This is a genomic window from Brevibacterium sp. CT2-23B, from assembly GCF_013168765.1.
In the GTDB taxonomy this organism is placed as follows: Bacteria; Actinomycetota; Actinomycetes; order Actinomycetales; family Brevibacteriaceae; genus Brevibacterium; species Brevibacterium sediminis.
The window spans coordinates 516,775-539,491 of record NZ_JABBYK010000002.1 but is presented as its reverse complement, the minus strand read 5'-3'; the positions used below and the strand labels follow the sequence as shown (position 1 = coordinate 539,491).

At 64.0% G+C, this 22,717-nt stretch carries 22 protein-coding genes and 1 tRNA gene; 10 read left to right on the top strand and 13 right to left on the bottom strand.

The genetic code is table 11. From position 1 onward, the window contains the following. Positions 1-54 precede the first annotated feature (54 nt). The 4 genes from HIM68_RS07660 to HIM68_RS07645 all read left to right on the top strand — a co-directional run bounded on the left by HIM68_RS07660 (position 55) and on the right by HIM68_RS07645 (position 2,599). Positions 55-136, top strand: a tRNA-Leu gene (locus HIM68_RS07660). 161 nt (positions 137-297) lie between these two features. Next, positions 298-1,563, top strand: coding sequence for an SLC13 family permease (locus tag HIM68_RS07655; RefSeq protein WP_172171119.1), 1,266 nt, complete (start codon positions 298-300; stop codon positions 1,561-1,563). A gap of 194 nt (positions 1,564-1,757) precedes the next feature. Continuing rightward, positions 1,758-2,222, top strand: coding sequence for a GNAT family N-acetyltransferase (locus tag HIM68_RS07650; protein WP_172171117.1), 465 nt, complete (start codon positions 1,758-1,760; stop codon positions 2,220-2,222). Further along, positions 2,219-2,599, top strand: a complete 381-nt coding sequence (locus tag HIM68_RS07645; protein ID WP_367647465.1) for a hypothetical protein — start codon at positions 2,219-2,221, stop codon at positions 2,597-2,599. Before HIM68_RS07650 ends, HIM68_RS07645 begins: the two co-directional genes overlap by 4 nt. Here HIM68_RS07645 and HIM68_RS07640 read toward each other — a convergent pair. After that, positions 2,577-3,224: a MerR family transcriptional regulator gene (locus HIM68_RS07640; protein ID WP_253903800.1), complete on the bottom strand. Its 648-nt coding sequence runs from the start codon at positions 3,222-3,224 to the stop codon at positions 2,577-2,579. The genes HIM68_RS07645 and HIM68_RS07640 overlap by 23 nt on opposite strands. Before the next feature lie 123 nt (positions 3,225-3,347). On the opposite strand from HIM68_RS07640, the gene HIM68_RS07635 reads away from it, so the two are divergent. Continuing rightward, positions 3,348-3,779, top strand: coding sequence for a DUF1772 domain-containing protein (locus HIM68_RS07635; RefSeq protein ID WP_216656976.1), 432 nt, complete (start codon positions 3,348-3,350; stop codon positions 3,777-3,779). A 73-nt stretch (positions 3,780-3,852) separates the two neighbouring features. Here HIM68_RS07635 and HIM68_RS07630 read toward each other — a convergent pair whose 3' ends face one another. The 3 genes from HIM68_RS07630 to HIM68_RS07620 are packed head-to-tail and all read right to left on the bottom strand — an operon-like array spanning position 3,853 to position 5,626. Further along, positions 3,853-4,482 carry a maleylpyruvate isomerase family mycothiol-dependent enzyme gene (locus tag HIM68_RS07630; RefSeq protein WP_172171115.1) on the bottom strand — a complete coding sequence of 210 codons (630 nt, stop codon included), beginning with the start codon at positions 4,480-4,482 and terminating at the stop codon, positions 3,853-3,855. After that, the gene (locus HIM68_RS07625) at positions 4,479-5,000 is read right to left on the bottom strand and encodes an ASCH domain-containing protein (RefSeq protein WP_172171113.1); all 522 of its coding nucleotides are present in this window, start codon (positions 4,998-5,000) and stop codon (positions 4,479-4,481) included. The genes HIM68_RS07630 and HIM68_RS07625 overlap by 4 nt, the downstream gene beginning before the upstream one ends. Then, complete coding sequence (locus HIM68_RS07620; protein WP_172171111.1) at positions 4,997-5,626, bottom strand: TetR/AcrR family transcriptional regulator C-terminal domain-containing protein; 630 nt, start codon at positions 5,624-5,626, stop codon at positions 4,997-4,999. The genes HIM68_RS07625 and HIM68_RS07620 overlap by 4 nt, the downstream gene beginning before the upstream one ends. Positions 5,627-5,760: 134 nt before the next feature. Here HIM68_RS07620 and HIM68_RS07615 point away from each other — a divergent pair, with 134 nt between their 5' ends. Both HIM68_RS07615 and HIM68_RS07610 read left to right on the top strand, forming a co-directional pair. Further along, on the top strand, positions 5,761-7,407 hold the full coding sequence (locus HIM68_RS07615) for an amidohydrolase (RefSeq protein WP_216656975.1): 1,647 nt from the start codon (positions 5,761-5,763) through the stop codon (positions 7,405-7,407). Between the two features lie 15 nt (positions 7,408-7,422). Beyond that, positions 7,423-8,784, top strand: coding sequence for an APC family permease (locus HIM68_RS07610; RefSeq protein WP_172171107.1), 1,362 nt, complete (start codon positions 7,423-7,425; stop codon positions 8,782-8,784). Between the two features lie 401 nt (positions 8,785-9,185). On the opposite strand, the gene HIM68_RS07605 is transcribed toward HIM68_RS07610, so the two are convergent. Beyond that, positions 9,186-9,806, bottom strand: a complete 621-nt coding sequence (locus HIM68_RS07605; RefSeq protein ID WP_216656974.1) for an HAD-IA family hydrolase — start codon at positions 9,804-9,806, stop codon at positions 9,186-9,188. A gap of 175 nt (positions 9,807-9,981) precedes the next feature. On the opposite strand from HIM68_RS07605, the gene HIM68_RS07600 reads away from it, so the two are divergent. Then, positions 9,982-10,329 (top strand): PadR family transcriptional regulator, encoded by a 348-nt coding sequence (locus HIM68_RS07600; protein ID WP_172171105.1) that lies wholly within the window; start codon positions 9,982-9,984, stop codon positions 10,327-10,329. Beyond that, entirely contained in the window at positions 10,326-11,297 is a 972-nt protein-coding gene (locus tag HIM68_RS07595; RefSeq protein WP_172171103.1) for a hypothetical protein, read from the top strand. Before HIM68_RS07600 ends, HIM68_RS07595 begins: the two co-directional genes overlap by 4 nt. 56 nt (positions 11,298-11,353) lie before the next feature. Here HIM68_RS07595 and HIM68_RS07590 read toward each other — a convergent pair whose 3' ends face one another. From HIM68_RS07590 to HIM68_RS07560, 7 genes are all read right to left on the bottom strand, one after another. Next, complete coding sequence (locus HIM68_RS07590; RefSeq protein WP_172171101.1) at positions 11,354-12,631, bottom strand: class I SAM-dependent methyltransferase; 1,278 nt, start codon at positions 12,629-12,631, stop codon at positions 11,354-11,356. Between the two features lie 53 nt (positions 12,632-12,684). After that, the gene (locus tag HIM68_RS07585; protein ID WP_172171099.1) at positions 12,685-12,966 is read right to left on the bottom strand and encodes an HPr family phosphocarrier protein; all 282 of its coding nucleotides are present in this window, start codon (positions 12,964-12,966) and stop codon (positions 12,685-12,687) included. Between the two features lie 119 nt (positions 12,967-13,085). Then, entirely contained in the window at positions 13,086-14,756 is a 1,671-nt protein-coding gene (gene ptsP / locus HIM68_RS07580; RefSeq protein WP_172171097.1) for a phosphoenolpyruvate--protein phosphotransferase, read from the bottom strand. Positions 14,757-14,794: 38 nt separating this feature from the next. Next, positions 14,795-16,945: a fructose-specific PTS transporter subunit EIIC gene (locus tag HIM68_RS07575; protein WP_172171095.1), complete on the bottom strand. Its 2,151-nt coding sequence runs from the start codon at positions 16,943-16,945 to the stop codon at positions 14,795-14,797. Next, positions 16,942-18,084 (bottom strand): 1-phosphofructokinase family hexose kinase, encoded by a 1,143-nt coding sequence (locus tag HIM68_RS07570; protein WP_172171093.1) that lies wholly within the window; start codon positions 18,082-18,084, stop codon positions 16,942-16,944. The genes HIM68_RS07575 and HIM68_RS07570 overlap by 4 nt, the downstream gene beginning before the upstream one ends. After that, positions 18,081-18,875 carry a DeoR/GlpR family DNA-binding transcription regulator gene (locus HIM68_RS07565; RefSeq protein WP_172171091.1) on the bottom strand — a complete coding sequence of 265 codons (795 nt, stop codon included), beginning with the start codon at positions 18,873-18,875 and terminating at the stop codon, positions 18,081-18,083. Before HIM68_RS07565 ends, HIM68_RS07570 begins: the two co-directional genes overlap by 4 nt. A gap of 314 nt (positions 18,876-19,189) precedes the next feature. Continuing rightward, a complete protein-coding gene (locus tag HIM68_RS07560; protein ID WP_229664088.1) occupies positions 19,190-20,566 on the bottom strand; it encodes an MFS transporter in 1,377 nt (458 codons plus the stop codon). Between the two features lie 316 nt (positions 20,567-20,882). On the opposite strand from HIM68_RS07560, the gene HIM68_RS07555 reads away from it, so the two are divergent. Further along, positions 20,883-21,293, top strand: coding sequence for a universal stress protein (locus HIM68_RS07555; RefSeq protein WP_139468937.1), 411 nt, complete (start codon positions 20,883-20,885; stop codon positions 21,291-21,293). Between the two features lie 39 nt (positions 21,294-21,332). Here HIM68_RS07555 and HIM68_RS07550 read toward each other — a convergent pair whose 3' ends face one another. After that, complete coding sequence (locus tag HIM68_RS07550) at positions 21,333-22,424, bottom strand: beta-eliminating lyase-related protein (RefSeq protein ID WP_172171415.1); 1,092 nt, start codon at positions 22,422-22,424, stop codon at positions 21,333-21,335. Between the last annotated feature and the right edge of the window lie 293 nt (positions 22,425-22,717).

Below are 22,717 nucleotides of genomic sequence, written 5' to 3'. Positions count from 1 at the left end.
CGGGCCGCCCCTGCTAATCTTGAGGACGTTGTGGCCGCGTGGGCGGCCGCTTCAGCGCGAGTGGCGGAATTGGTAGACGCGCTGGATTTAGGTTCCAGTGTCTTCGGACGTAGGGGTTCAAGTCCCCTCTCGCGTACCGCGGACAGAAGCCCTTCACCGATACCTTTCAGAGGTTGAAGTGAAGGGCTTCGTCAAATCTTCTTCGGGCACGGTGCCCGGTGAATTCACTGGCAAGGACTCCTGATAGCGTGAATTGGCCCTTTTTGGGCCGTCACTTTGCGTCGGAGAGGATCTCACATGACAACACCTCAGCTCATATCCCTCATACTTCTGGTGCTCATCCTGGTCGGAGCAGTCTGGAAGAAGATCAACATCGGCATCCTGTCGCTCTTGGCGACTTTCGTGCTCTTCGTTATCGTCAGTCCCTCGCCCGAAGTTGTGTACAACAGCTTCCCAGCGAATCTCGTCGTTCTCATCATCGGCGTCTCGCTGATGTTCAGTCACCTCGAACTCAGCGGTGCGATCCACTGGATAATCAACGGCGCGTTCCGCATCGTCGGCGAAAGGAAATGGCTGATTCCATGGGTCGGCTTCGCTCTGGGCGGTTTTCTCTCCACTGTCGGGGTCTTCGGCACCGGGCCGGTGGCGATCCTGGTTCCGATCATCGCGTTCATCTCAGTGAAGTACCCCGGCACTTATCTCATCAACGCACTCGGAGTGATCATGGGATCTATTGGTCTCGGGATGTCTCCACTCAACCCCACCGGTGCAACTATCAGTCATTTGGCTGACAACGCCGGGGCCTCTTACCCGGAGTGGTCGCTTTGGGCCGTCGCAGTCATCGTCACAGCGGTCGCACTGGCTGCACTGCAAATCATGTTCGCCCGGCTCGCCAAAAGCGGCAAAGCACTCGCCGAGCCCAAGGCTTCCGAAGTCAAGGGTGGTGAAGAATCCAGTTCGGCTTCAGTCAGCACAGCATATGCAGTGAGCTCGATCATCGGTCTGCTGTTGTTCGTCCTCTGCGTCATCGCCTTCGGATTGGACGTCGGACTCACCTCCATGGCTGTCGCGGCAGTTCTGCAGCTGATCTTCCACCCCGCTCAGAAGGACATGCTCAGTCGAGTGCCTTGGGGAGCGACACTGCTCATCGGCGGACTGCTGACCTACCTCGGACTGCTGGAGTCCATCGGCACCATCGATTCCATTCAGAGCTCGATGAGCGCAGTGGGATCCGGGGCGGTCCTGCTTCTGGTCCTCGCCTACCTCACAGCGGTGCTGTGTAACGTGGAATCCTCCGCCCTCGGCGTACTGAGCCTGACGATGCCTTTGGCGTTCGGGTTCTTCGGCGACTCACCAGAGATCTTCTGGATCGTGGCCGCGATCGCCGTCCCTTCCGGACTCATGGTGATGAACCCGATCCACATCGCGGGCACCTTGGTCATCGCCAATGCCCAGGAAGACCGACAGAACAATGTCTTCCGCATCTTCCTCACCACGTCTCTGTGCTTGACCGCGGTGGCTCCCGGACTGCTGTCCATCATTCCGATGACCCTTGGGGTATGAGAACGAGCGCCCGAGACTGGGCGGCCGAGTCTGAGAGCCAGCTTGGGTCAGCACATCGGAGGCCCGCCACTGTCCGTACTCGGACGCTCACATTTCGTAGGCTTGCGGCCACATTTCGGTCCGATCATCAGGCCGCAAATCTGAAGTGAGAGACGTAATGTGGTCATTAGCCTGCAGCTCCAGAAAGGACGATGATGCCCTCTAACTCAGCCCCGACGATCCGCCCCACCGCTCCTGCCGACGAGGCCCGGTGGAAGGAGCTCTTCCGCGCCTACCGCGAGTTCTACCGACTGGAGCCCTCCGAGGAGATCGTCTCCCGTGTGTGGTCGTGGCTGACCGACTCCGCCCATGAGTGCCAGGGGCTCGTCGCCGAGGCGGACGGATCGATCGTCGGAATCGCCGACTATCGTCGTTTCTCGCGTCCCTCGACAGGCAGCGTCGGCATCTGGCTCGACGATCTCTTCACCGATCCCGAGGCGCGCGGCCGAGGTGTCGGTCGTGCATTGATCTCCCGGCTGCAGATGATCGCCGCGGCCGAAGGCTGTTCGGTGGTCCGGTGGATCACCGCTGATGACAACGCTCAGGCTCAGGTGCTCTATGACGATGTCGCAGCGAAGACGAACTGGCTCACCTACGACGCGAAGCCGACGGAGTCGTGAGCACTGAGTTGCCGAGTGAGGAGAGGCCGAGCTCGGTGGAGCCGGAAGAACAGGCAAGCTCAGCGAACGCCGGTGCTGACCGCGAGGTGCTGTTGTGCTGCCTGCTGTGGGCGCGCGAAGGACAGGCCGAGGCACTGACAGCCTACGAGAACGGTGTTCTCGCGCTCATCTCCGAGCACGGAGGGCGCGTCGTCAATCGTGCCAAGAGCGACGGGGCTCAGGGGCGTCCCGACGAGGTGCAGCTCTATCGGTTCGAATCCACGGAAGCGCTCGATTCCTACCTGGCAGATCCGCGACGTCAGGAGCAGGCCGCCGAACGCGATCGCGTCATCGCCAGGACGGAGCTGTTCCCGGTCAGCTTTCTTCCGACCGAGTGAGGTCCTGCGCGAAGTGCTGCTGTGCGAGCAGGACCAGCGCCTCGAGCAGCGGTCGGCGCAGCACGCTGCCGAGGACGACTCCGCGGATACGCTCCTCCAGACTGTCTGCGTCGCCGATCGCGTCGAGGTCGGTGCGACCGACGTCTTCAGCGGCCTCGACATAGGCGTCGAGCCGGTCGAGGATCGGAGTCAGGTTCTCCGTAGTCAACATGGCAACCGCGTTCACAGCCGCCCGATAGGCCGGTGACGACTTCGCGCAGTGCCACCCTCGCGCGGTGATCGCGCGGTCGAGTATCGCCGAGGCGGCTGTATCGTCCGTCTCGGCCTCGTCGATGAGCGCGTCCTGGACGACGCCCATCGCTTCGACTTCCGAGGCCTGCCCGTCCACAGCATCAACGACGGCTCGCACCTTCGCCAACGGCAGTCCGGCCACCGACGTCAGCGCCCCGATGAGGCGCAGCCGCTCGAGATGAGTGCGATCATAGACGGCTTGATTCACGCTTGTCCGTCGTCCCGGCTGCAGCAGTCCTTCGCGGAGGTAGTACTTGATGGTCGGCACGCTGAGGCCCGAACGACGGGACAGCTCCGCCATCCTCATCCCCGACTTCTCCGCTGATTCCTGCATCGTCATCTCCTCCCGGCACTGACAGCAATGTTCGGTGACTGATCTTGCTCGACCCTAGCAGATACCTCTACTATCTATTATGGATAGTATAACTACCTATCAAGAGGAGAGGTCATAGATGCCTTGACTTTGGCTGCGGTCCTCGTCACCGGCTTCGTCGGCTCAGCGGAATTCGGATCGGCCGCCTTGGTTCATCCAGTGATCCGTCAGCTGAGGACGGACGATCAGCTGATCATGGAGAGGGGCCTGCTGAAGACGTTCGGCCGGGTGATGCCGGTGGGGATGACCGCGGCGACAGCGCTGGCCATCATCATTGCCATCGATGAGCCCAACGCATGGTTGGTATCGGCTGCGATCAGCCTCGGCGTCGCTCTGGTCGTGACGATCGTCGGGAACGTGCCGATCAATTCCCGGACGGGACGAATCACCGAGGAGACCGCCCCCGAGGGATTCATCGCCATGCGCAGACGATGGGACGTCTTCCAGATCGTGCGCGCTTCGCTGCAGCTGCTCGGATTCGTTCTTGTCGCGGTCGGAGTCGTCGGATTCGGCTGAGCACCCGTCAACGTTCATCTCGTCGTCAGGGATGTTCCGGCACGCGCGTCGCAGCACTCTGACCGCTGAGGTTTCAGTCCATCCGCTGCCGGAGTTCGGCGACTCCGCTCCCGGTCAGTTCTGTCAGTGCTTCCGGTCGGCCGGCCATGGCCAGGAGGAGGTCGAGGACACGTCCGGTCACCTCCGGCCCGCTTCCGGATTCGAAGTCGGCGTCGACAGCACTGAGCTTCAGCCCTTTGACCAGGGTCTTCGAGTTCACGGCGAAGTCCTTAGAGGCGAAGTATCGGACCACCTCGACGGTCGCCTCGGCGCCAGGGGTCAGGTCGAGTTCCAGTGGTCGTGCGATGTCCTGGCCGTGGACGATGACTTCACCCAGGAAGGCCGGGAAGTCTTTGGTCGGCGCGATAGTCAGTGGGATCGAGCTGTGGAACTTCGCAAGGGTCTCCTCAGGTGAGCCACCGAGGCGGCGCTCGAGCAGTCGCGCATTGTGTTTGGCAGGATCGAATCCCGCCCGAACGATGCTGCGGATCCAGGCCCACTTCCCGGTGTTGGCTGCGGCTGTCAGGTGGGCGACGACCTGCTCGACCGTCCAGTCTGCACACAGAGTGGCGAGCGCCCACTGCTCCGGTTCGAGCGTGGAGAGCAGATCGGCCAGGCGCGCGCGTTCCGTGTGGATGAGGTCCCAGTATTCGGCTTCGTTCATCTGCTCGTCCCCTGTGATTCGTCGCCGGAGATGCTGAAGAACCCATCGTCTTCTACTTCGAACAGCAACCGGAAGCGTTCGCAGACGACCGGCATCTCGGGCGCGAATCCGCGCCGGCCATGCTCTTGCCAAAAACGCTCATGGATCTCGCGCCAGGCAGCCTGGGTTCGGTCGCCTTCCCCTTCCGAATGGGCATGCTCGGCGGTCACCTCGCAGAACGGAACGATGTCGATCGCCGTGGTTTCGATGAGGGCTCTCGGCCGGCCTCGGCCGTCGAGGATGATGCTCAGTTCACCCACCTCGGGTACGGATTCGTCATCGGCTTCGATGTCCCACAGCGCCGAGGCGGTGCCCGTCTTGGTCCCAGCCAGCACGAGAGCGAGGAGGTCGTCCGCATGCTCGGGAGTCGCGCCGAACGCCCATGCTTCAGGCATCGCCTCCGGCAGGTCGGGGCTCCGGGCGCGGACCCGCCCCCAGAACGAGTCGAGTGCGGCGCCGACCTTCTTCGCATGGCTCATGACACGGCCTCAAGCTGGTGCTTCAGACCTTGGATCAGGCTTGTCAACCCGAACTCGAAGGACGCCACCGCTGACGAGTTCTCGCCGAATCGAGGATCCAGCGCACCTCGAATCTCCGCAAATCTGTCTCCGGCCGATTCTTGAGTGATGAGGTCGACCGGAGCAACGATGTCCAGAGCGGAACCGAGGACATAGGCTTCGACAGACCGCATCACCGCCACAGTCTGACCCTGGGGCCATCCCCCTCGACGAAGTCCACCGATCACTGAGTCATACATTTCATACGTTGAGAGGTCTCGAATCGAGGTCGTGGCCAGCAACCGGATGAGATTCGGATGGTCGGCAAACGCCCTGAGATACGACCGGGCCCACAGTTCCAGCCCCCTGTCCCACGACACGCTCTCCGACGATTCCTCAATCCCGGCAAATACTTGAACGTCGATTCCAGCCACAATACGGGCGCGCATCAATTCGATGAGTTCACCTCGGCCGGAGACATGGTTGTACAGAGAGGACACCTGCCTGTCGACGCGAGCCGCCAGAGTTCGCATCGACAATGACTCTTCGCCGAGGTCGTCGACAAGCGCGAGCGCGGCATCAACCAGCCGATCCTGATTCAATCTCACAGAATGCTCGCTCTCAATTTCGCACTTCCCTACATCTTTCGAGCAGTGTATCGTGTTCCCAGTCACATACGAACACTGTTCGTGTAAACGCCGGTGCGGCCGGCCACAAGCAATGGAGCAGGAGGACGGCAGTCTTGACGACACAGCACTTCCACAACGGCACCATCTGGTTGGGCGCCGGCGCCCAAACTGAGGATTCCCTTGTGGTTCAAGATGGCACTGTCGTTGCCTCTGGTTCACATGCGGTGGCGGCCGTCCTCGATCAAGTTTCGAGCCACGACGGCGCAGAGTTTGAGTCCATCGATCTCGACGGCGGGTTCCTCATGCCGTCCTTCGGCGACGGCCATGCTCATCCGATCTTCGGTGGCATGGAAGCAGAGGGCCCACAGGTGAGATCGTGCACGAGCGTCGAAGAGATCATCGCTGAAGTGAAACGGTACGCCGAGGCTCATCCCGACGACGACTGGATCACTGGTGCCTCATATGACGGCAGCCTCGTACGCGACGGCCTCTTCGACGCCGAATGGCTTGACAGAGCCGTGTCCGACCGACCGGTCGTCCTTCGCGCTTGGGACTACCACACCGTGTGGTGCAATTCTCGAGCATTGGAACTCGCGGGAATCACCGCGGCAACCCCGGAGCCGCAGATAGGCGAGATTCCTCGCCGAGACGACGGCTCACCGCTGGGCACTCTGCGTGAATGGGGTGCAATTGATCTGATCGACGCCGTTCGTCCGCCACACCACGATTCCGTCCGACTTCGCGCTCTCGATCGGGCAGCCGACTATTACCTGGCTCGAGGCGTCACTTGGGTCCAGGACGCTTGGGTGGAGCCAGCCGATGTCGAGACCTATGCGTCCGCCTCTCAGCAGGATCGGCTCAAACTGCGATTCAACCTCGCGTTCTACGCCGATCCCCGCCGCTTCACGCAACAGCTGCCCGAAATGCTTTCTGCGCGCCGAAGGATCGAGGAACTTTCGGATCCGTTCCTGACCGCTCAGACCGTGAAGTTCTTCGCCGACGGAGTCATCGAGAACGAAACCGGTGCGCTCATCGAGCCCTACTGCTCCTCCCTTCACAACCACGGCATGCGAGTCTGGGAAGGAGATTCGCTGGCAGAGGCGGTTCGCGAAGTCGACGCGGCAGGTTTTCAGATCCACATCCACGCCATCGGCGACGCGGCCGTTCGACAAGCATTGGATGCCATCGAGTACACAATCCGGAACAACGAAGCCCGTGATCGACGGCCGGTGATCGCACATGCCCAGATCATCGACTCTGCCGACCTGTCCCGCTTTGCTGAACTCGGCGTCATCGCGAATATGCAGCCTTTGTGGGCTCAGCTCGATGACCTCATGACAGTACTCACCGTCCCCCGGATCGGCAGAGAACGAGCCGTGGCGCAATATCGGATGCGCAGCGTCCTCGACAGCGGCGGGCACCTTGCGTTCGGTTCGGACTGGCCCTGCACTTCAGGGGCGCCGCTCGAGGGTCTCGCGGTTGCCGTGAGCAGACAGACCGATGACGGTGAGCCCGACGGCGGGTGGACTCCCGATGAGATCCTCGACATCGAACGCTCTCTCGACGCCTACTCGACTGCGGTGGCCCACCAAGCATTTGCAGACCATAGAACAGACGAGTGGGGAGCGATCCGTCCGGGCGCGAGCGCCGACTTCATCGTTCTCGATTCGGATCCCCGAGCACTGCTCCCACAGGAACTGTCTGCCACCCCAGTTCGCCGCACATACCTGCGCGGCGTGGCCGTCCATTCAGCGGACTGAATCGAAAGGACAATGATGTCCCATTCCAATCACAACGCCACCACGCAAGACACCTCCGAGACTCACCTGAAGCGTGCGCTCGGGGTACCTTCACTCGTCTTCTTCGGCCTCGTCTATATGGTTCCACTGACAGTCTTCACGACTTACGGAATCGTCACCCAGGTCACCGGGGGCCGCGTCCCAGCCGCTTACGTCATCACCCTGCTGGCAATGGTGTTCACCGCGCGGTCATATGCGAAGATGGCTGCCGCCATGCCCTTTGCCGGTTCGGCATACACGTACACGCAGAAGAGCTTCGGAGCTGGAATCGGCTTCGTTGCCGGTTGGGCGCTGCTTCTCGACTACCTGTTCCTGCCGATGATCAATTATCTTGTCATCGGCATCTACCTCAGCGCGGCTTTCCCCATGATCCCTGCCTGGGTCTTCGTGGTCTCTGCCATTGTTGTCGTCACGATCCTCAATGTCATCGGAATCGTCTCCGTTGCACGCGCCAACATCGTCATCATCGCTGCTCAAGCAATCTTCATCATTGTCTTCGCAGCACTCGGCATCGCCTCATTCGCCGGATCCGGTTCTGTCGACCTAGCGGCGCCGTTCACTGGTGACGGCTCGGCCCCCGGATTCGACAATGTCATGGCCGGCGCAGCGATTCTATGTCTGTCATTCCTCGGCTTCGATGCGGTCTCGACTCTGTCCGAGGAAGCCAAGGACGCGAAGAGAGCAGTCCCCCGCGCAATCGTCATCGCCACTGTCACCGGCGGCCTCATCTACATTGTTCTGTCATACCTGGCTCAGTTGGTCTACCCGTCGAATCAGTTCGCCGATGTCGATTCAGGCGCGCTCGACGTCATGGCGGCGGCCGGCGGCGAATTTCTCACCGCCTTCTTCACCGCCGCCTATGTCGCCGGAGCATGCGGCTCTGCTCTGACCTCGCAGGCATCAGTCTCACGCATTCTCTTCGCGATGGGTCGAGACGGCGTGCTCCCGAAAAGCTACTTCGGCCGCTTGTCACCGCGCTTTCACACACCCACGATTGCAACTCTGACTGTCGGCGCAGTCTCTCTGCTTGCGCTCGCCGTCGACCTCGCATTCATATCGGAGATGGTCAGCTTCGGTGCTCTGATCGCGTTCTCAGCAGTGAATTTGTCGGTTATCAAGCACTTCATCATCGACGAGAAGAATCGTGGTTCACGTGCTGTTCTCAGTTCGATCGTTCTACCGGGAATCGGATTCTGTCTGACCCTGTGGCTGTGGACGAGCCTGTCTCCGCGAACTCTTCTCATCGGCGCAATCTGGCTGGTTCTCGGAGTCGGATACCTCGCTTTCGTCACACGGGGATTCCGTCGGCCGACACCAATGCTCGACCTGACGGACTGACGTTGACCTACTCGGCTCAACGGGCACGCGATCACCCTCGACACGATCCGGCTCGTCATCGGAGCCGTCATCCCTGCCGTGGCAACAAAGGGCCTCCGCACCCAGCTTTCCGAACTCGCCGTTGACTCGGCCGACTCAGATCAGCCGGGATCCGTGGCAAAAGCCTGAAGAGGATGCGCTTCGATCATCGCCCGCGGGCTCGAGACAATACCGTCCCGAGCGCGCAGGCGATGGCACATCCGGCGGCCATCCAAGCTACCCACACCTGCCATGCCTCAGGCCCTTCAAGAAGCCCAGGAATCAACAGCATCAACACCCCAGCAGACACTGCCAGCCCGAGGATGAAACCAGCCAAAGCACTGTTGTTCGCCATTTCATTCACTCCTGTTCAGTCAAGCCGCCTAAAGAAGAAACTGCTCTATCTCATCAATCGTCGACCGATTGTCACGGTGCACGATCGCATCCATGCCGACGGCACGGGCGCCTTCAGCACAGACTTCGTGGTCATCAATGAAGAACACGTCTCCGGCGTCCGCAGCCATCCGCTCAAGCGCATTCTCATAGGCCTCCGGTTCCGGCTTGAGCAGACCGGTCTCGTGACTGTAGAGAATCGGGTCAAAGACTTCACTGAACCCGAACCGCCGTTCTTCCTCGCGCCGCGCCCCGTCCACTGAGTTCAACAGAATCGCCACACCGGCGCGTGGCCGCAGCGCAGCTGCATACTCAAACAACTCTGTATTGAGACTCCCGCAGTATTCGTGCCACATCTCGGCCTGCATAGCCTCGATCAGGTTCGAATACATCTCGAGCGCTCGACCCAACTTCGACCAGTACTCGTCCCGCGTGTCCGCTCTACGGTCGATGACCGGCAAGTCCGCCGCCAGAATGCGCGCCCGATACTCCTCCGCTGAGAATCCAGAGCGCTCCTGCCACCGGCGAACGAAAAGCTGTCCCCAGGTGTCATCATCAACGACCTCCAGCACTCCCCCAATATCGAAGAGCACCCACTTCCTCAAACTCATGAGGCAAGACTACCTACCGATGCTCGCGCTACTCGTGTGCCGGAAAGCCCAGGTTGAGGCGAATAGCCCATGTTCCAACGTGGGCTGCTCACCCTAAACCGTGCCGCGCACCGTGCCGCAGCAAAGAATACCCCGCCTCTTGTAATAGTGTGTGACACACACTATCGTGTGATGCATGAACGGGGATGAAGACAAGGTACTGGCCACCCACGAACAGGAGCTGCGACGCGGCACCGTGGTCTTCGCCAGCCTCGTCGCCTGTCGACGGCCGCAGTACGGCTACTCGCTGCTGACGACGCTGACCGAAGCCGGCATCGCCACCGAGGCCAACACCCTCTACCCCCTCCTGCGGCGGCTCGAGAAACAGGGCCTGCTCACATCGGTTTGGAACACCGAACAAGCCCGCCCGCGCAAGTACTACACACTCACCGACAACGGCGCCGAAGTCGCCGCCGCACTGCACAGCCACTGGCTCGAACTCAACTCCAGCATCACCAAGCTCTGGAAGGACGGCACACCATGAGTGCGCTCACCGAAATCTACGTCGACAACGTCACCCGGCACCTCCCCGAAGACTCCCGGCCCGACATCGCCGCCGAGATCACCGCCACGATCGACGACATGGTCGACGCCCGCCTCGGCGAGGATGCGGATTCGTCCCCGGATCACACGGCGACCGTCGAACGCGAAGTCCTCGAAGAGCTCGGCGATCCCGTCGCGCTGTCGCGGGAGTACTCGAACTCTCCGCAGCACCTCATCGGCCCGAATTCCTACCCGCTCTATATCTGGGCGCTGCGTTGGGTCCTGCCCATCGTCGGTCTGCTCGCCGTGCTCACAAACATCGTGACCACCGTCGCCGTCTCCCCCGGAGTCCAGATCGGAGAGATCATCGGCAAGACGGCCGGCAACACGGTCATCGCCCTGCTGACCGCATTCGCCGTCATCACGATCATCATCGGCCTCGGCGATCGCGGAATGGACGGCGGCGCAGCCGATTCGCTCCGGAAGCGGAAACCGGGCACGTGGACGATCGATGATCTCGACCGACGTGATTCCCGCAGCAAGCAGATCCGCGCCGAGGCGGGGCTCGGGCTGGTCTTCATCGTCGCCCTGGCAACGGTCCCGCTCATCCCGACCTCTCTGCTCTACGTCGGCCACCTCAACGATGGGGAGACGTTCGTCAACCCCGACCTCGGCGTCGGCTGGCTGCTCGGCTACTGGGCGTTCCTCGCGCTCATGGCCGCAGTCGAGGTCATCAAGTTCACGACCGCCTCGGCGAAACCGACCGTGGCCATCATCGGCGGGATCGTCGACATCGCCATGGCCGTCTTCCTCACCATCGCGCTGCTGACTCAGCCGGTCCTCCACCCCGAGCTCACGAACACCGGGAACGCCGACTTCCAGCAGATCATCACGGTCATCGCGATCTGGATCATCACCGTCTGGGATCAGGTGAGCACCTGGCGGATCTATCGCCGCAATCGTCGGTGAAGTTGTGCGATCGGGACGGCCACCTGCCGACCCGATCGCACAGCTGGTGAGAGATCTCAGTCGCGGCGGCTGGCGATGACAGTGAACTTCTTGTTCCGGGCCAGCTGCCGACTCGGTCCGATGATCGATTCGAGACGATCCCGGTAGCGCAGATGCGAATTGAACACCGTGAGCACCTGCCCGCCCGGCGCCAGATGCTCGGCGGCCGTGGCCATGAGCGCCGCGGCCGTCTCGGTCTCGATGGCCGTTCCCTGATGGAACGGCGGATTGAGCAGGATGACATCGAATTCGCCCAGGTCCGCGAGCGCCGGTTCTCCCGGATCCGCGGCGTCACCGAGGATGATATCGACTCCGACTCCGTTCGCCTCCGCTGTGGCCCTCGCCGAGGCGACCGCCGCCTTCGACACATCGACGCCGAGCCCCGTATTCGCCCCCGAGGCCCGCATGGCCGCGGTGAGCAGCCAGCCGTTGCCGCAGCCGAGGTCGAGCACGGACTCCGGCGCCCCACCTGGGAGCAGTCCCAGCAGTGAGTCGATGAGCAGCTCCGAGCCCTCATCGCGCTTCGTCCCTGAGAAACAGGCCCCATGAGCGCGGACTTCGAGCTCACCGACACCGCGATGGGTGATCACCCCGCGGCGTGGGAATTCCGGCAGACTCGGAGAGGACAGGGGGCGGCTGCCGATGATCATCCGGTGCTTGCCGACCCCCGGCGAGACATCGACTCGGCCGAAGCCGCGGGCAAGCTCCTTGTTGACGCCGCGGCTCATCGCATCGCTGCGGCCGATGACGATGATGGTGCTCGCCAACGGCTGCAGTACCGCGATCGTCTCGGTGAGCGCATTCATCGCCTTCGGAGCGTTGACGACTGCCCACGTCTCCCCCACGCCGAGTTCGGCCAGTCCCGCGATCTCATTGAGCTCGCTCACCGCCAGCACGGGGGCCGCTTCGGCACCTGGCTCTCCGGCGACTCCCGCGGATTCGCCGGCTCCGGCCAGGGACTCGACCGCTGCGGCCAAAGTCCGTGCCTCGTCGAGCCGGTCGTTGTATGTGCATACCTGCGTCAGCCGGCTGAGCAGGGTCGCCTGCAGACCGTGCGCATCGTCGACGAGGATGAGGTTCTCCGGAACCTCGGCTGAGAGTTCGGCGGCCACGAAGGTGCCTTCGGTGTCCCGGCCCGAGACGTCGAGGACTCCGAGTCGGCGACCTATGACGTAGTCGATGAGCATGCGTGCCTGCGGCAGACCGGGCACGTCACTGAACTGAGGGAATATCGCCAGCAGATCCCGGCTGCGGTGGGCGGCGGCAGAGTCAGAGGGCAGCAGGGAGGCGGACATTCGATCAGTCTAATCCGAGCGGACCGGTCGCCGCCTCCTCGAGGGTGTGCCGCTCAGCCTTCGGCGTCGTGGTCGGTCTCGATGAGCTGCTTGAGGTGGGCCAATGCTTCGTCGGTTCCGTCACCCTCGGCGCGCAGAACGACCTTCTGACCGTATTCCGCGCCGAGGCCCATGAGGGAGAGCACGCTGGCCGCGTCGAGGGCATCCTCGGCCGGTTCGCCCTCCAGGGCGATGGTGATCTCGAGATCATAGTCCGCGGCGGCCTCGGCCAGCAGTGCTGCTGGCCGGGCGTGCAGGCCGACGGTGCTTCCGACTGTTGCGATGGTCTCTGCCATGAGGTGTCCTTCCCTGTCAGTTCGGCCGATTTGGCCGGACCGGTGTTTCGGCATTTACTGTTGGTGGTGTCTGTGGTGGTGCTGAGTATGTCACGGGGCCACTCGCCCGACGGCCGGACTCACAGGCCGAGCTCGTCGAGGATCGGCAGCTCGGCTCGGACCGCGGCCTTCGCCTCGCTCGGGCTGCTCGCCGCAAGTGCGCTGCGGGCGATCTGCTGTGCCTGGTCCAGGGAGACACCGGACAGCACCTCGGCGACTGCCGGCAGAGCCCGCGGCGCCATGGACAGGCTGGTGACTCCGAGGCCCACGAGCACGACGGCCAATGCCGGATCGGCCGCGGCCTCTCCGCACACGCCCACCGACTTCTCCGCCGCAGCGCCCTGGGCGGCGGCGATGCCGATGAGCTGCAGGACTGCCGGCTGCCACGAGTCGCTGAGTTCGGCCAGGCCGCCGAGCATGCGGTCGGAGGCCATGACGTACTGGGTGAGATCATTCGTGCCGATGGACGCGAACTCGACTTCCTCGAGGATCGTGGCCGCCTGCAGCGCCGCCGAGGGGACCTCAACCATGACACCGGCGGTGGGGAGTCCTGCCGCACGAACGAGGTCTGCGAACTGTCGGGCCTCCTCGGCGGTGGCGATCATCGGAGCCATGACGTGGACGGTCACCGCATGCCTTGAGGCGGCGAGCGCGATCGCCTCGAGCTGACGTTCGAGGACGCCCTGAGCCCGGCGACTGGTCCGGAATCCGCGTACGCCCAGGGCCGGGTTCGGTTCATCGGCGTCGGTGAGGAACGGCAGAGGCTTGTCGGCTCCGGCGTCGAGGGTGCGCACGACGACCTTGTGATCATCGAAGGCTACGAACACCTGCCCATAGGCCTCGGCCTGCTCCTCGACGCTGGGTTCGGTGTCACGATCGAGGAAGCAGAACTCGGTGCGCAGCAGGCCGACGCCTTCGGCACCGGCGGCTGCCGCTGCCCGTGCCTGAGCGCCGTCGCCGACATTCGCACGCAGCGGAATCCGGGTGCCGTCGCTCAAGAGACAGGGTCCGGTGAACGACTGCAGACGGCCAGCCGTCTCCGCCCATGCCTCGACGAGGCCGGTCTCCGTCGCTCCGGGTTCGGTGCGCAGGACTCCGGCACCGCCGTCGACGAAGACGGGTGTGTGGTCGGTGATCTCGCGGACGCCGGCGGCTGCGACCACGGCGGGAATGCCCAACGACCTGGCGAGGATGGCCGTATGGCTCTGCGGTCCACCCTCTGCGCAGACGAGTCCGACGACCAGCTCAGGATCCAGAGTTGCGGTGTCGGCGGGAGCGAGATCCGTGGCGATGAGCACGAAGGGCTCGGCCGCGTGTGGAATGCCGGGGGCCGGCACTCCACGCAGATGGGCGACGAGACGGGCGCGGACATCGAGGACGTCGGCTGCGCGTTCGGCCATATAGCCGCCGAGCTTCTCAAACTGTGCAGCGGTCTCCGCGGCCACCGTCCAGATCGCGGTCTCCGCGTCGGTGTCGGACAGGCGTCTGATCGCCGTCTTCACCAGGGTGGGGTCCTTGGCCATGAGGGCGGTGGCCTTGAGCACGTCGCGGGCGTCCCCGGTGACGGATTCGGCGCGCTCACGCAGTTCGGCGTGGACGGCGGCCGAGGCCTCTCGGATCCTGTTCGCCTCCGCTTCGGGATCAGCCGGGGCGGGCTTCGCCACGGGTGCGGACACGGGGTCGGGCATGGTCAGCGCCGGGGCGATGACCCGTCCGGGTACGACTCCGATGCCTGAGAACTCTGCGGACATCCCCATTCCTTCCTGTCTTGCCTCGTCGGTGAGAGCGGTCAGACTCGTGTGGCGTCAGCGTTCGACGATACCGGTTCGGCCGGCTGAGCCTCACCGGCCGAACCGGATCCGGTGGTCGAACCGGTCGACGTGGCTGCGGTCGTCGCCGGTGCGGACCGGTCGGCCGCCTCGGCGAGGCCCGCCGCTCCGCCCTTGCGGACGAGGATCTTGAGCGCGAGCACCAGCACGGCGCTGATGATCGTGCCGACGACGACGGAGAGCAGGAACAGCAGGAACGAGTCGATGGCGAAGAAGACGAACACGCCGCCGTGCGGGGCCTGGCTGGTGACGGAGAAGGCCATCGTCATGCCGCCCGTGACGCCGGCACCGACGACCGAGGCAGGGATCACGCGCAGCGGATCGGAGGCGGCGAAGGGAATAGCGCCTTCGGAGATGAACGCGGCGCCGAGCAGCCAGGCGGCCTTTCCGTTCTCCTTCTCCGCCTGGGAGAAGATGCGTGGGCGGACGGCGGTGGCCAGCGCCATGGCCAGGGGCGGAACCATTCCGGCGGCCATCACCGTGGCCATGATCTCCCACGGCACGGGGTTGCCGACGGAGCCTGCGGCGAGGCCGGCGACGGCGAACGAGTAGGCAACCTTGTTGACGGGGCCGCCCAGATCGACGGCCATCATCGCGCCGAGGATGAGCCCGAGGACGATGGCGGCGGTTCCGGTCATCGAGCTCAGCCAACTGTCGAGACCCTTGGTCAGGGCGCTGATCGGCCCGCCGAGGACCATGAACATCAGGCCGGAGGAGACAAGGGAGGCCACCAGCGGGATGATGACGACAGGCATGAGTCCGCGCAGCCACCTCGGTGCGGCTAAGGAGCCGATCCAGTGGGCGATATAGCCGGCGAGGAGTCCGCCGATGATGCCGCCGATGAACCCGGCGCCCATGAGCACGGCGACGGCGCCGACGGTGAAGCCGGGAGCGATTCCGGGGCGGTCGGCGATGCCGTAGGCGATGTATCCGGCCAGGGCGGCGACGAGGAAGCTCATCGACAGGTTGCCGATCTGGAAGGCCACGGCGCCCAGGTAGGCGCCGACGGGTCCGAATGCCAGGTCACCGTATTCGGTGGGCAGGTTCCACAGGGAGTTGCCCAGAACGATGTCCTCGGCGTAGTCGGGGATGTCGAATCCGCCGAGGAGGAACCCCAGTGCCATGAGCAGTCCGCCGGCGGCGACGAAGGGGATCATGTAGCTGACACCGGTCAGCAGTACGCGCTTGAGGTGGGCGCCGATGCTTTCGCGAGAGTTTCCTGCCGTGGACGATTCGTCGTCGGCGGCGGCGTGAGCGGCGGCCAGCCTGCGGCCGTTGGGAGCGTCCGCCTCGGCGAGGGCCTTCGCGATGAGGCCCTGCGGATCATCGATTCCGGCCTTGACCGGCACCTGCACATAGGGTTTGCCGGCGAACCGCGCCTTGTCGCGGACGTCGACGTCGACAGCGAAGACGACGGCATCGGCGGCATCGATGACGGACTGGTCGATCGGAGTCGTGCCGCTCGAGCCCTGGGTCTCGGTGACAACGTCGATGCCCATGTCGGACCCGGCCTGGACGAGGGCGTCGGCAGCCATATAGGTGTGGGCGATTCCCGTCGGGCAGGCTGTGACGGCGACGACGCGGCGGGGGTGGTCGGTCGAGGATGAGGCGGATTCGGTGGGGGTCGACTCGGTGCTGGTCGACTCTTCGGGCGTCTCGCGTAGGCCGAGGGCGGTTTCGACGAGGTCGACGACTTCCTGCTCGGTCGTCGCCGCGCGCAGGGAGGCGACGAAGTCCTTCTTCACCAGTGACCGCGCGAGTTTCGACAGGAGCTTGAGGTGGTCCTTCCCGGCGCCCTCGGGGGCGGCGATCATGAACACGAGGTCGGCGGGGCCGTCCTTGGCACCGAAGTCGACCGGCGGGTTCAGTCGCGCCATTGCGAGGCTGGGTTCGGTGACCGCCTCGGTGCGGGCGTGCGGGATGGCGATGCCGCCGGGAACGCCGGTCGGGGTCTTCTCTTCGCGGGCGATCGCCGCGTCCGCCAATCCGTCTGCGGAGTTCGCGCGGCCCTGTTCGGCGATCGTGGCGGCCAGAGCGCGGATGACAGCGGACGACTCCGTCCCCTGATCCGCGCCGAGGACCACCAGGTCTGTTGTGATGAGCGATGTCATCGTGCCTCCTCGGCTTCGGGGGCTGTGCCCTCATGTCGGTGGGAAGTGTCGTCGGTATGCGTGTCTGTATGTGCTGTGGGACTACCTGTCAGCGGTGCTGCGGATGTCTCCAGTGACGTCACGGTCACCGCGTCGGTCCGGGTGTCCGCCGGGCTCGGCACTCCGGTGCCGCGCAGACGGGCGGCTGCAGCTCCGTAGGCGACGGCTCGCGCCAGGGCCGCATCGGGTTCACGGCCGCCGGTCAGACCCAGCAGGTACCCGGCAAGGGTGGAGTCGCCCGCGCCCACGGTGCTCACGACGTCCGTAGGCGGATGCTGGGCATGCCAGGCAGCGTCCGGCTGGGCGAGCACTGCGCCGCCGGCGCCCAAGGTCGCAAGGATCGACCGTGGGCGGGGGCCGCGCGCGTTGAGCAGGGTCGATGTGGCGCGAGCCGTGAGCTGCGGTGAGGACTCGAGGCGGTCGGCGATCGTGTGCAGTTCGGCGGTGCCGAGGGATTCGACGGCGTCACGTGGGTCAGAATCGTCCCGGAGACCGGAGGCGTGCAGGAGGCCGGCAGCGTTGAGGAGCTCGGCGAGTTCTTCGGCGTTGGGTTTGATGAGATCTGGTGAGGCCATCAGGGCTGCAGCCAGAGGAGCACCGGAGGTGTCGACGGCGATCAGCGGCGGACGATCAAGCTGGCGAATACGTTTGATCGCGCGGGCGTAGAAGTCATCGTCGACTCCTGGAGGCAGCGAACCGGCCAGGACGACCCAGCTCGCACCGACTGCCTGCTCGGCCACGAGATCGAGCAGTTCGTCCTGAGCCTGCGGGCTCAGAGGCGAGCCTGGTTCGTTGATCTTCGTCGTCGTGCCGTCGGGTTCGGTGACGGTGATATTGGACCGCAGCGGCGTGCCGGTGGGAACGGAGCGATGAGCCAGTCCGATCGCGTCGAGTCCGGTGAGCACCGGGTCGTCGATGTCTCCGGGCAGGACCGCCAGGGTGTCACGGTCGGCGGCCGCCACGGCACGGGAGACATTGACTCCCTTGCCGCCGGGCTGCTGTCCGGCCCAGACGGCGCGCTGCACCTGGCCGCGGAGAACGGGGCCGGGCACTTCGATGGTCCGGTCGAGGCTGGGGTTGGCGGTGAGGGTGAGGATCATGGAGTGACGACCTCGACTTCCGCAGTCTCCAGATCGGCCGACAACGACTCTTCCGGCGCGTCATCGGTGATAAGGACATCGATCTGGTCGAGTTCCGCGAACCGCACCAGAGAGATGGCATCGAACTTCGCTGAGTCGGCGAGCACGGCGACCCTACGTCCGGAGTGCACGAACGCTGACTTCGTCGCCGCCTCGTCATGGTCGGGCGTGGAGACGCCGTCGCCGGTGAGTCCATTGGTGCCGAGCACCGCGAGATCCACTCGATGGCCCTCGATGGCCGTGATCGTCTGCGGTCCGACCATGGCCCGGGTGACCGGGCGGAACCGGCCGGGGAGGACGAAGATGTCGACGCCGGGCGCTCCGGCCAGGCTGTCGATGGCGGACAGGGAGTTCGTGATGACGCGCAGTTGTCGCGGTGCCTGTCCGGCGACGAGGCGGCCATGGGCTTCGTCGGCGATCGCGCGGGCGAAGGCCGCACAGGTCGTGCCGCCGTCCACGGAGATGCTCATCGTCTCCTCCAGCAGGCTCAGCGCTGACCGGGCGATCGCTGTCTTCTCATCGAGGTTGTGGATCTCGCGGTCGTCGAAGGCCGGCTCTTCGAGGCTGTGGGGACGGCAAGGCACCGCTCCCCCGTGGACGCGCTGGAGGGCTCCGGCCTTTTCGAGGGCGGCGAGGTCGCGTCGAACGGTTTCCGTCGTGATGTCGAAATCGGCGGCCAGATCGGTGACATTGACCCGGCCCGCTTCGCTGACGAGCTCAGCGATGCGTCGTTGCCGTTCTTCAGCGAACACGTCCGGCCTTTCCCTTCGCGCGGCTCATCGTCATACGGACGAATAACCACGTGGTTATCTGTTGGTTTGAACGATCTTAGGACTCTATTCACGCACCGTCAATCACATTCCAACATCTTTCCAATTATTCCCACATCACCTAGTGGTCGACCCGGCAAGGCGGCTCGGCCGAGGCGGCGAGATCGATGAATGACGAATGCCCCAGAACTCAGCGTTCAGGGGCACTCGTCGTTCACGGTCAGGGTGGGCCACCTCGGCGAAGGGATCAGCGGACCGGGTAAGCCGCCTCAGTGATGGGATCAGCCGTCGGTCACTCAGCTGCCGATGCGTTTGTACGCCGAGGAATCGGCGTTGTCGATCGTTGAGTGTTTGCGGTTGTCGTGCATGAAAGCCACGGCGACGAAGCCGACGATCGCGATGACGACGACGTAGACGGCGAACCAGGTGCCGATTCCTGCGTTGCGGAACCACAGCGCGACGTATTCGGCGGAGCCGCCGAACAGCGAGTTGCCGACCGCATAGGTGAAGCCGACGCCGATTCCGCGGATGTGGGCCGGGAACATCTCGGCCTTCACGATTCCGGAGATCGAGGTGTACATGCTGATGAACGCCATGGCGATGACGATGAGGATGCCTGCAGTGAGGACGGAATCGGCCTTGCCGATCATGCCGAGCAGCGGGATGGGCAGCGCGATCATGCCGATGACGAAGATGAGCATGTTGTTTTTACGGCCGATCTTGTCCGAGATCTTGCCCGCGATGGGCTGCATGACGACGAAGATGAGCAGGCAGATTGTCATGAGGTCAGCGATGGAGCCTTTGTTGAACACGGCTTCGCCCGGGGTGCCTTCGTTCTGCAGCAGCAGGAACTTCTGCATGTAAGTGGTGAAGACATAGAAGACGAGCGATCCGACGCTGGTGATGCCGAGGACGACGAAGAAGGCGCGCGGGTGGCGCAGCACTTCGCGGAAGCTGCCGGAGTTCTCGTCCTTGCGGGTGTCCGCCGAGGTCGTCTCCTCGAGTCCGCGGCGCAGCCACAGGGAGACGATCGCGGCGGCAGCGCCGATGGCGAAGGGCAGTCGCCACCAGCCGGCTTCGATCTGGTCGGTGCCCAGAGTGTGGGTCATGATGACGGCCAGCAGGCTGGCCAGCAGCTGGCCGCCGATGAGAGTGACGTACTGGAAGGAGGAGTAGAAGCCGCGTTTGCCTTCGGTGGCGACCTCGGACATGTAGGTGGCGGTGGCGCCGTACTCGCCGCCGACGGCCAGCCCCTGGATCATGCGCACGATGAGCAGCAGGATCGCGGCCCAGGAGCCGACGACCGCACTCGTGGGCAGCAGAGCCATCATCAGCGAACCGGCGCACATAAGCAGAATGGAGATGAGCATCGAGTTCTTGCGCCCGAGGCGGTCGGCGGCGCGACCGAAGATGTAGCCGCCGATGGGACGCATGAGGAAGCCGACGAAGAAGACGCCGGCAGCCTGCATCAGTGACAGTGCTTGGTTGTCAGCGACGAAGAACTGGTCGGCGAAGTAGACGCTGAAGAAGGCGTAGATGTAGAAGTCGAACCATTCGACGAGGTTGCCCGAAGAGGCAGCCATGATGGCCTTGACCGTCTTCCATTCCGACTTCTTCTGCGCTGGGGTCTCACCGGCTTCTGCCTGGTCGAGATGCGTATTCTGATCTGTCAATGCTTCTTCTTTCTCACTCGTACGCGGCGCACGCAGCGCCCAGGTCACCTTACTGCCGAGTCAATCGAACTGACGATTCAGTCAGTAATTGAGATTTGGGGTCGGAGGCCCGATTCCGCGGGGTCTTCGCACGATTTTCGCGCGGTTACAGAGCAGAAGTCGCTCGATGCTGACGATCCCGTACCTGGTGAGGTGAGGAAGATCTCAGTCGAAGCTCCCCGTTTCCCTCGTCGCAGAGTGAGCTGCCGCCCGTCCGAACAGCGCGGATATGCTACTAATTGAGAGAGCTTCGTCCAATGTCGCACCAGGAGAGATCATGACAATCCTCGTCGGTTATTCCCCCTCGCCCGAAGGCAAGGCCGCTGTCGAATTCGGCATCGAGCAGGCCCGCGCATTCGACGATGTCCTCGTCGTGCTCAATGCCGGAATCGGTGAGACTCCCGACGAGCGCGGCGTCGCCACCAGCAAAGACATCGAGGAACTCAAGGAGACGCTGAAGTCTTCCGAGGTCTCCCACGAGATCCTTCAGTTCCTCCGCGGCAATGACCCCGTCGAAGAGCTTCTGGCGCTGGCCGAGGCGACCGCCGACACCCGCATGATCGTCATCGGATCACGCCGCCGCTCCCCCGTGGGTAAGCTCATCATGGGCTCGACGGCTCAGCGCATCATCCTCGACTCCGACGTCCCCGTCGTCTCCGTCAAGGTCGATCGCCGGAAGAAGAAGTAGCCTGCGGCGAAGGACTCCCAGCGCCGCGCCTGAGGTCTTTCAGTCCCCCGCGATGGCGGCGACGAGGGCGTCGACGTCTTCGGCCGTCGTGTCGAAGGCGCACATGAGGCGGACGATGTCCTTCTCCAAGGGCCAGTCCGCGAAGGCGAACTTCTGCCGGGCGCGAGCGGCCACCTCGGCGGGCATGCGGACGAACACGACGTTCGACTCGACCTTCTGCACGATCTCCAGTCCGGGGACACGGCCGCTGCCGGCCACCTCGGCGAGTCTCTCATTGAGATACTGAGCCATCTCGTTCGATCGGGTGGCGGAGTTCCGCCACAGGTCGCCTTCGTACAGGGCGTTCAGCTGGGCGGAGAGGAAGCGCATCTTCGAGGCCAGCTGCAGGTTCATCTTGCGCAGGAACCGCAGTCCCTGGCCGATCTCCGGGTTGAGGACGACGACCGCCTCGGCGCCGAGCAAGCCGTTCTTCGTTCCGCCGAGGCTGACGATGTCGACTCCGGCCGCGGTCGTGATGTCGCCGAGGCCGACGCCGAGGTGGGCGGCCGCATTGCCGAGTCGGGATCCGTCGATGTGGAGGATCATGTCGTTCTCGTGCGCGGTGGACGCGATCGCCGCGATCTCGTCCGGGGTGTAGGTCGTGCCCCATTCGGTCGATTGGGAGATCGACACGGCCAACGACTGCGCATTGTGTTCGCTGCCGCGGCCGATGATCGCACCCTTGACCGTCTCGGGGGTGAGTTTGCCGTTCTCGGTGGCAGCACCGATGATCTTGAGTCCGCCGACCTTCTCCGGGGCGCCGGTCTCGTCGTAGTTGATATGCGCCGAGGCGGCCGTGATCACCGCCGCCCACCGCGGCAGCGCCGACTGCAGGGCGAGCACGTTCGCGCCGGTGCCGTTGAAGACAGGAAACGCCTGAGCCTCGGGCCCGAAGTGGTGGGCCATGATGTCGTGGAAGCGCTGTGTCCACGGATCTCCGCCGTAGCCGGGCGTATGGCCGACGTTGGCCTCGGCGATGGCGGTGATGACCTCGGGATGGACTCCGGCCCAGTTGTCCGAGCCGAAGTTGCGCGGGTGCGCCTCGGGGCTGGTGTCGACAGGTGGGGCGGCGGTGCCGGTGTCGGGGAGGATGTCCGCGGGGTTCGTCGACTGCGCTGTCTGATCAGATGTCTGAGAGTTCACGATCCCAGCCTAGACCCTCCGCGGGGCCCTGACACGACGGTCCGCGCGACGTCAACGGAGCTTCAGACGCCCCTCCTGCGGGCAATAACGGCTTCAAAATGCATACGCAGATCATTCGTGCGCGGCAATCACACTTTGAACCAGTTGCAGGGCTCTGCGCCGCCCCAACCGACCGAAACGCACTGCAGCCCGCCTCCGTTTGTGGAGGAGGGCCGCAGTGTGGTTCGGATCAGTGCCGGTCA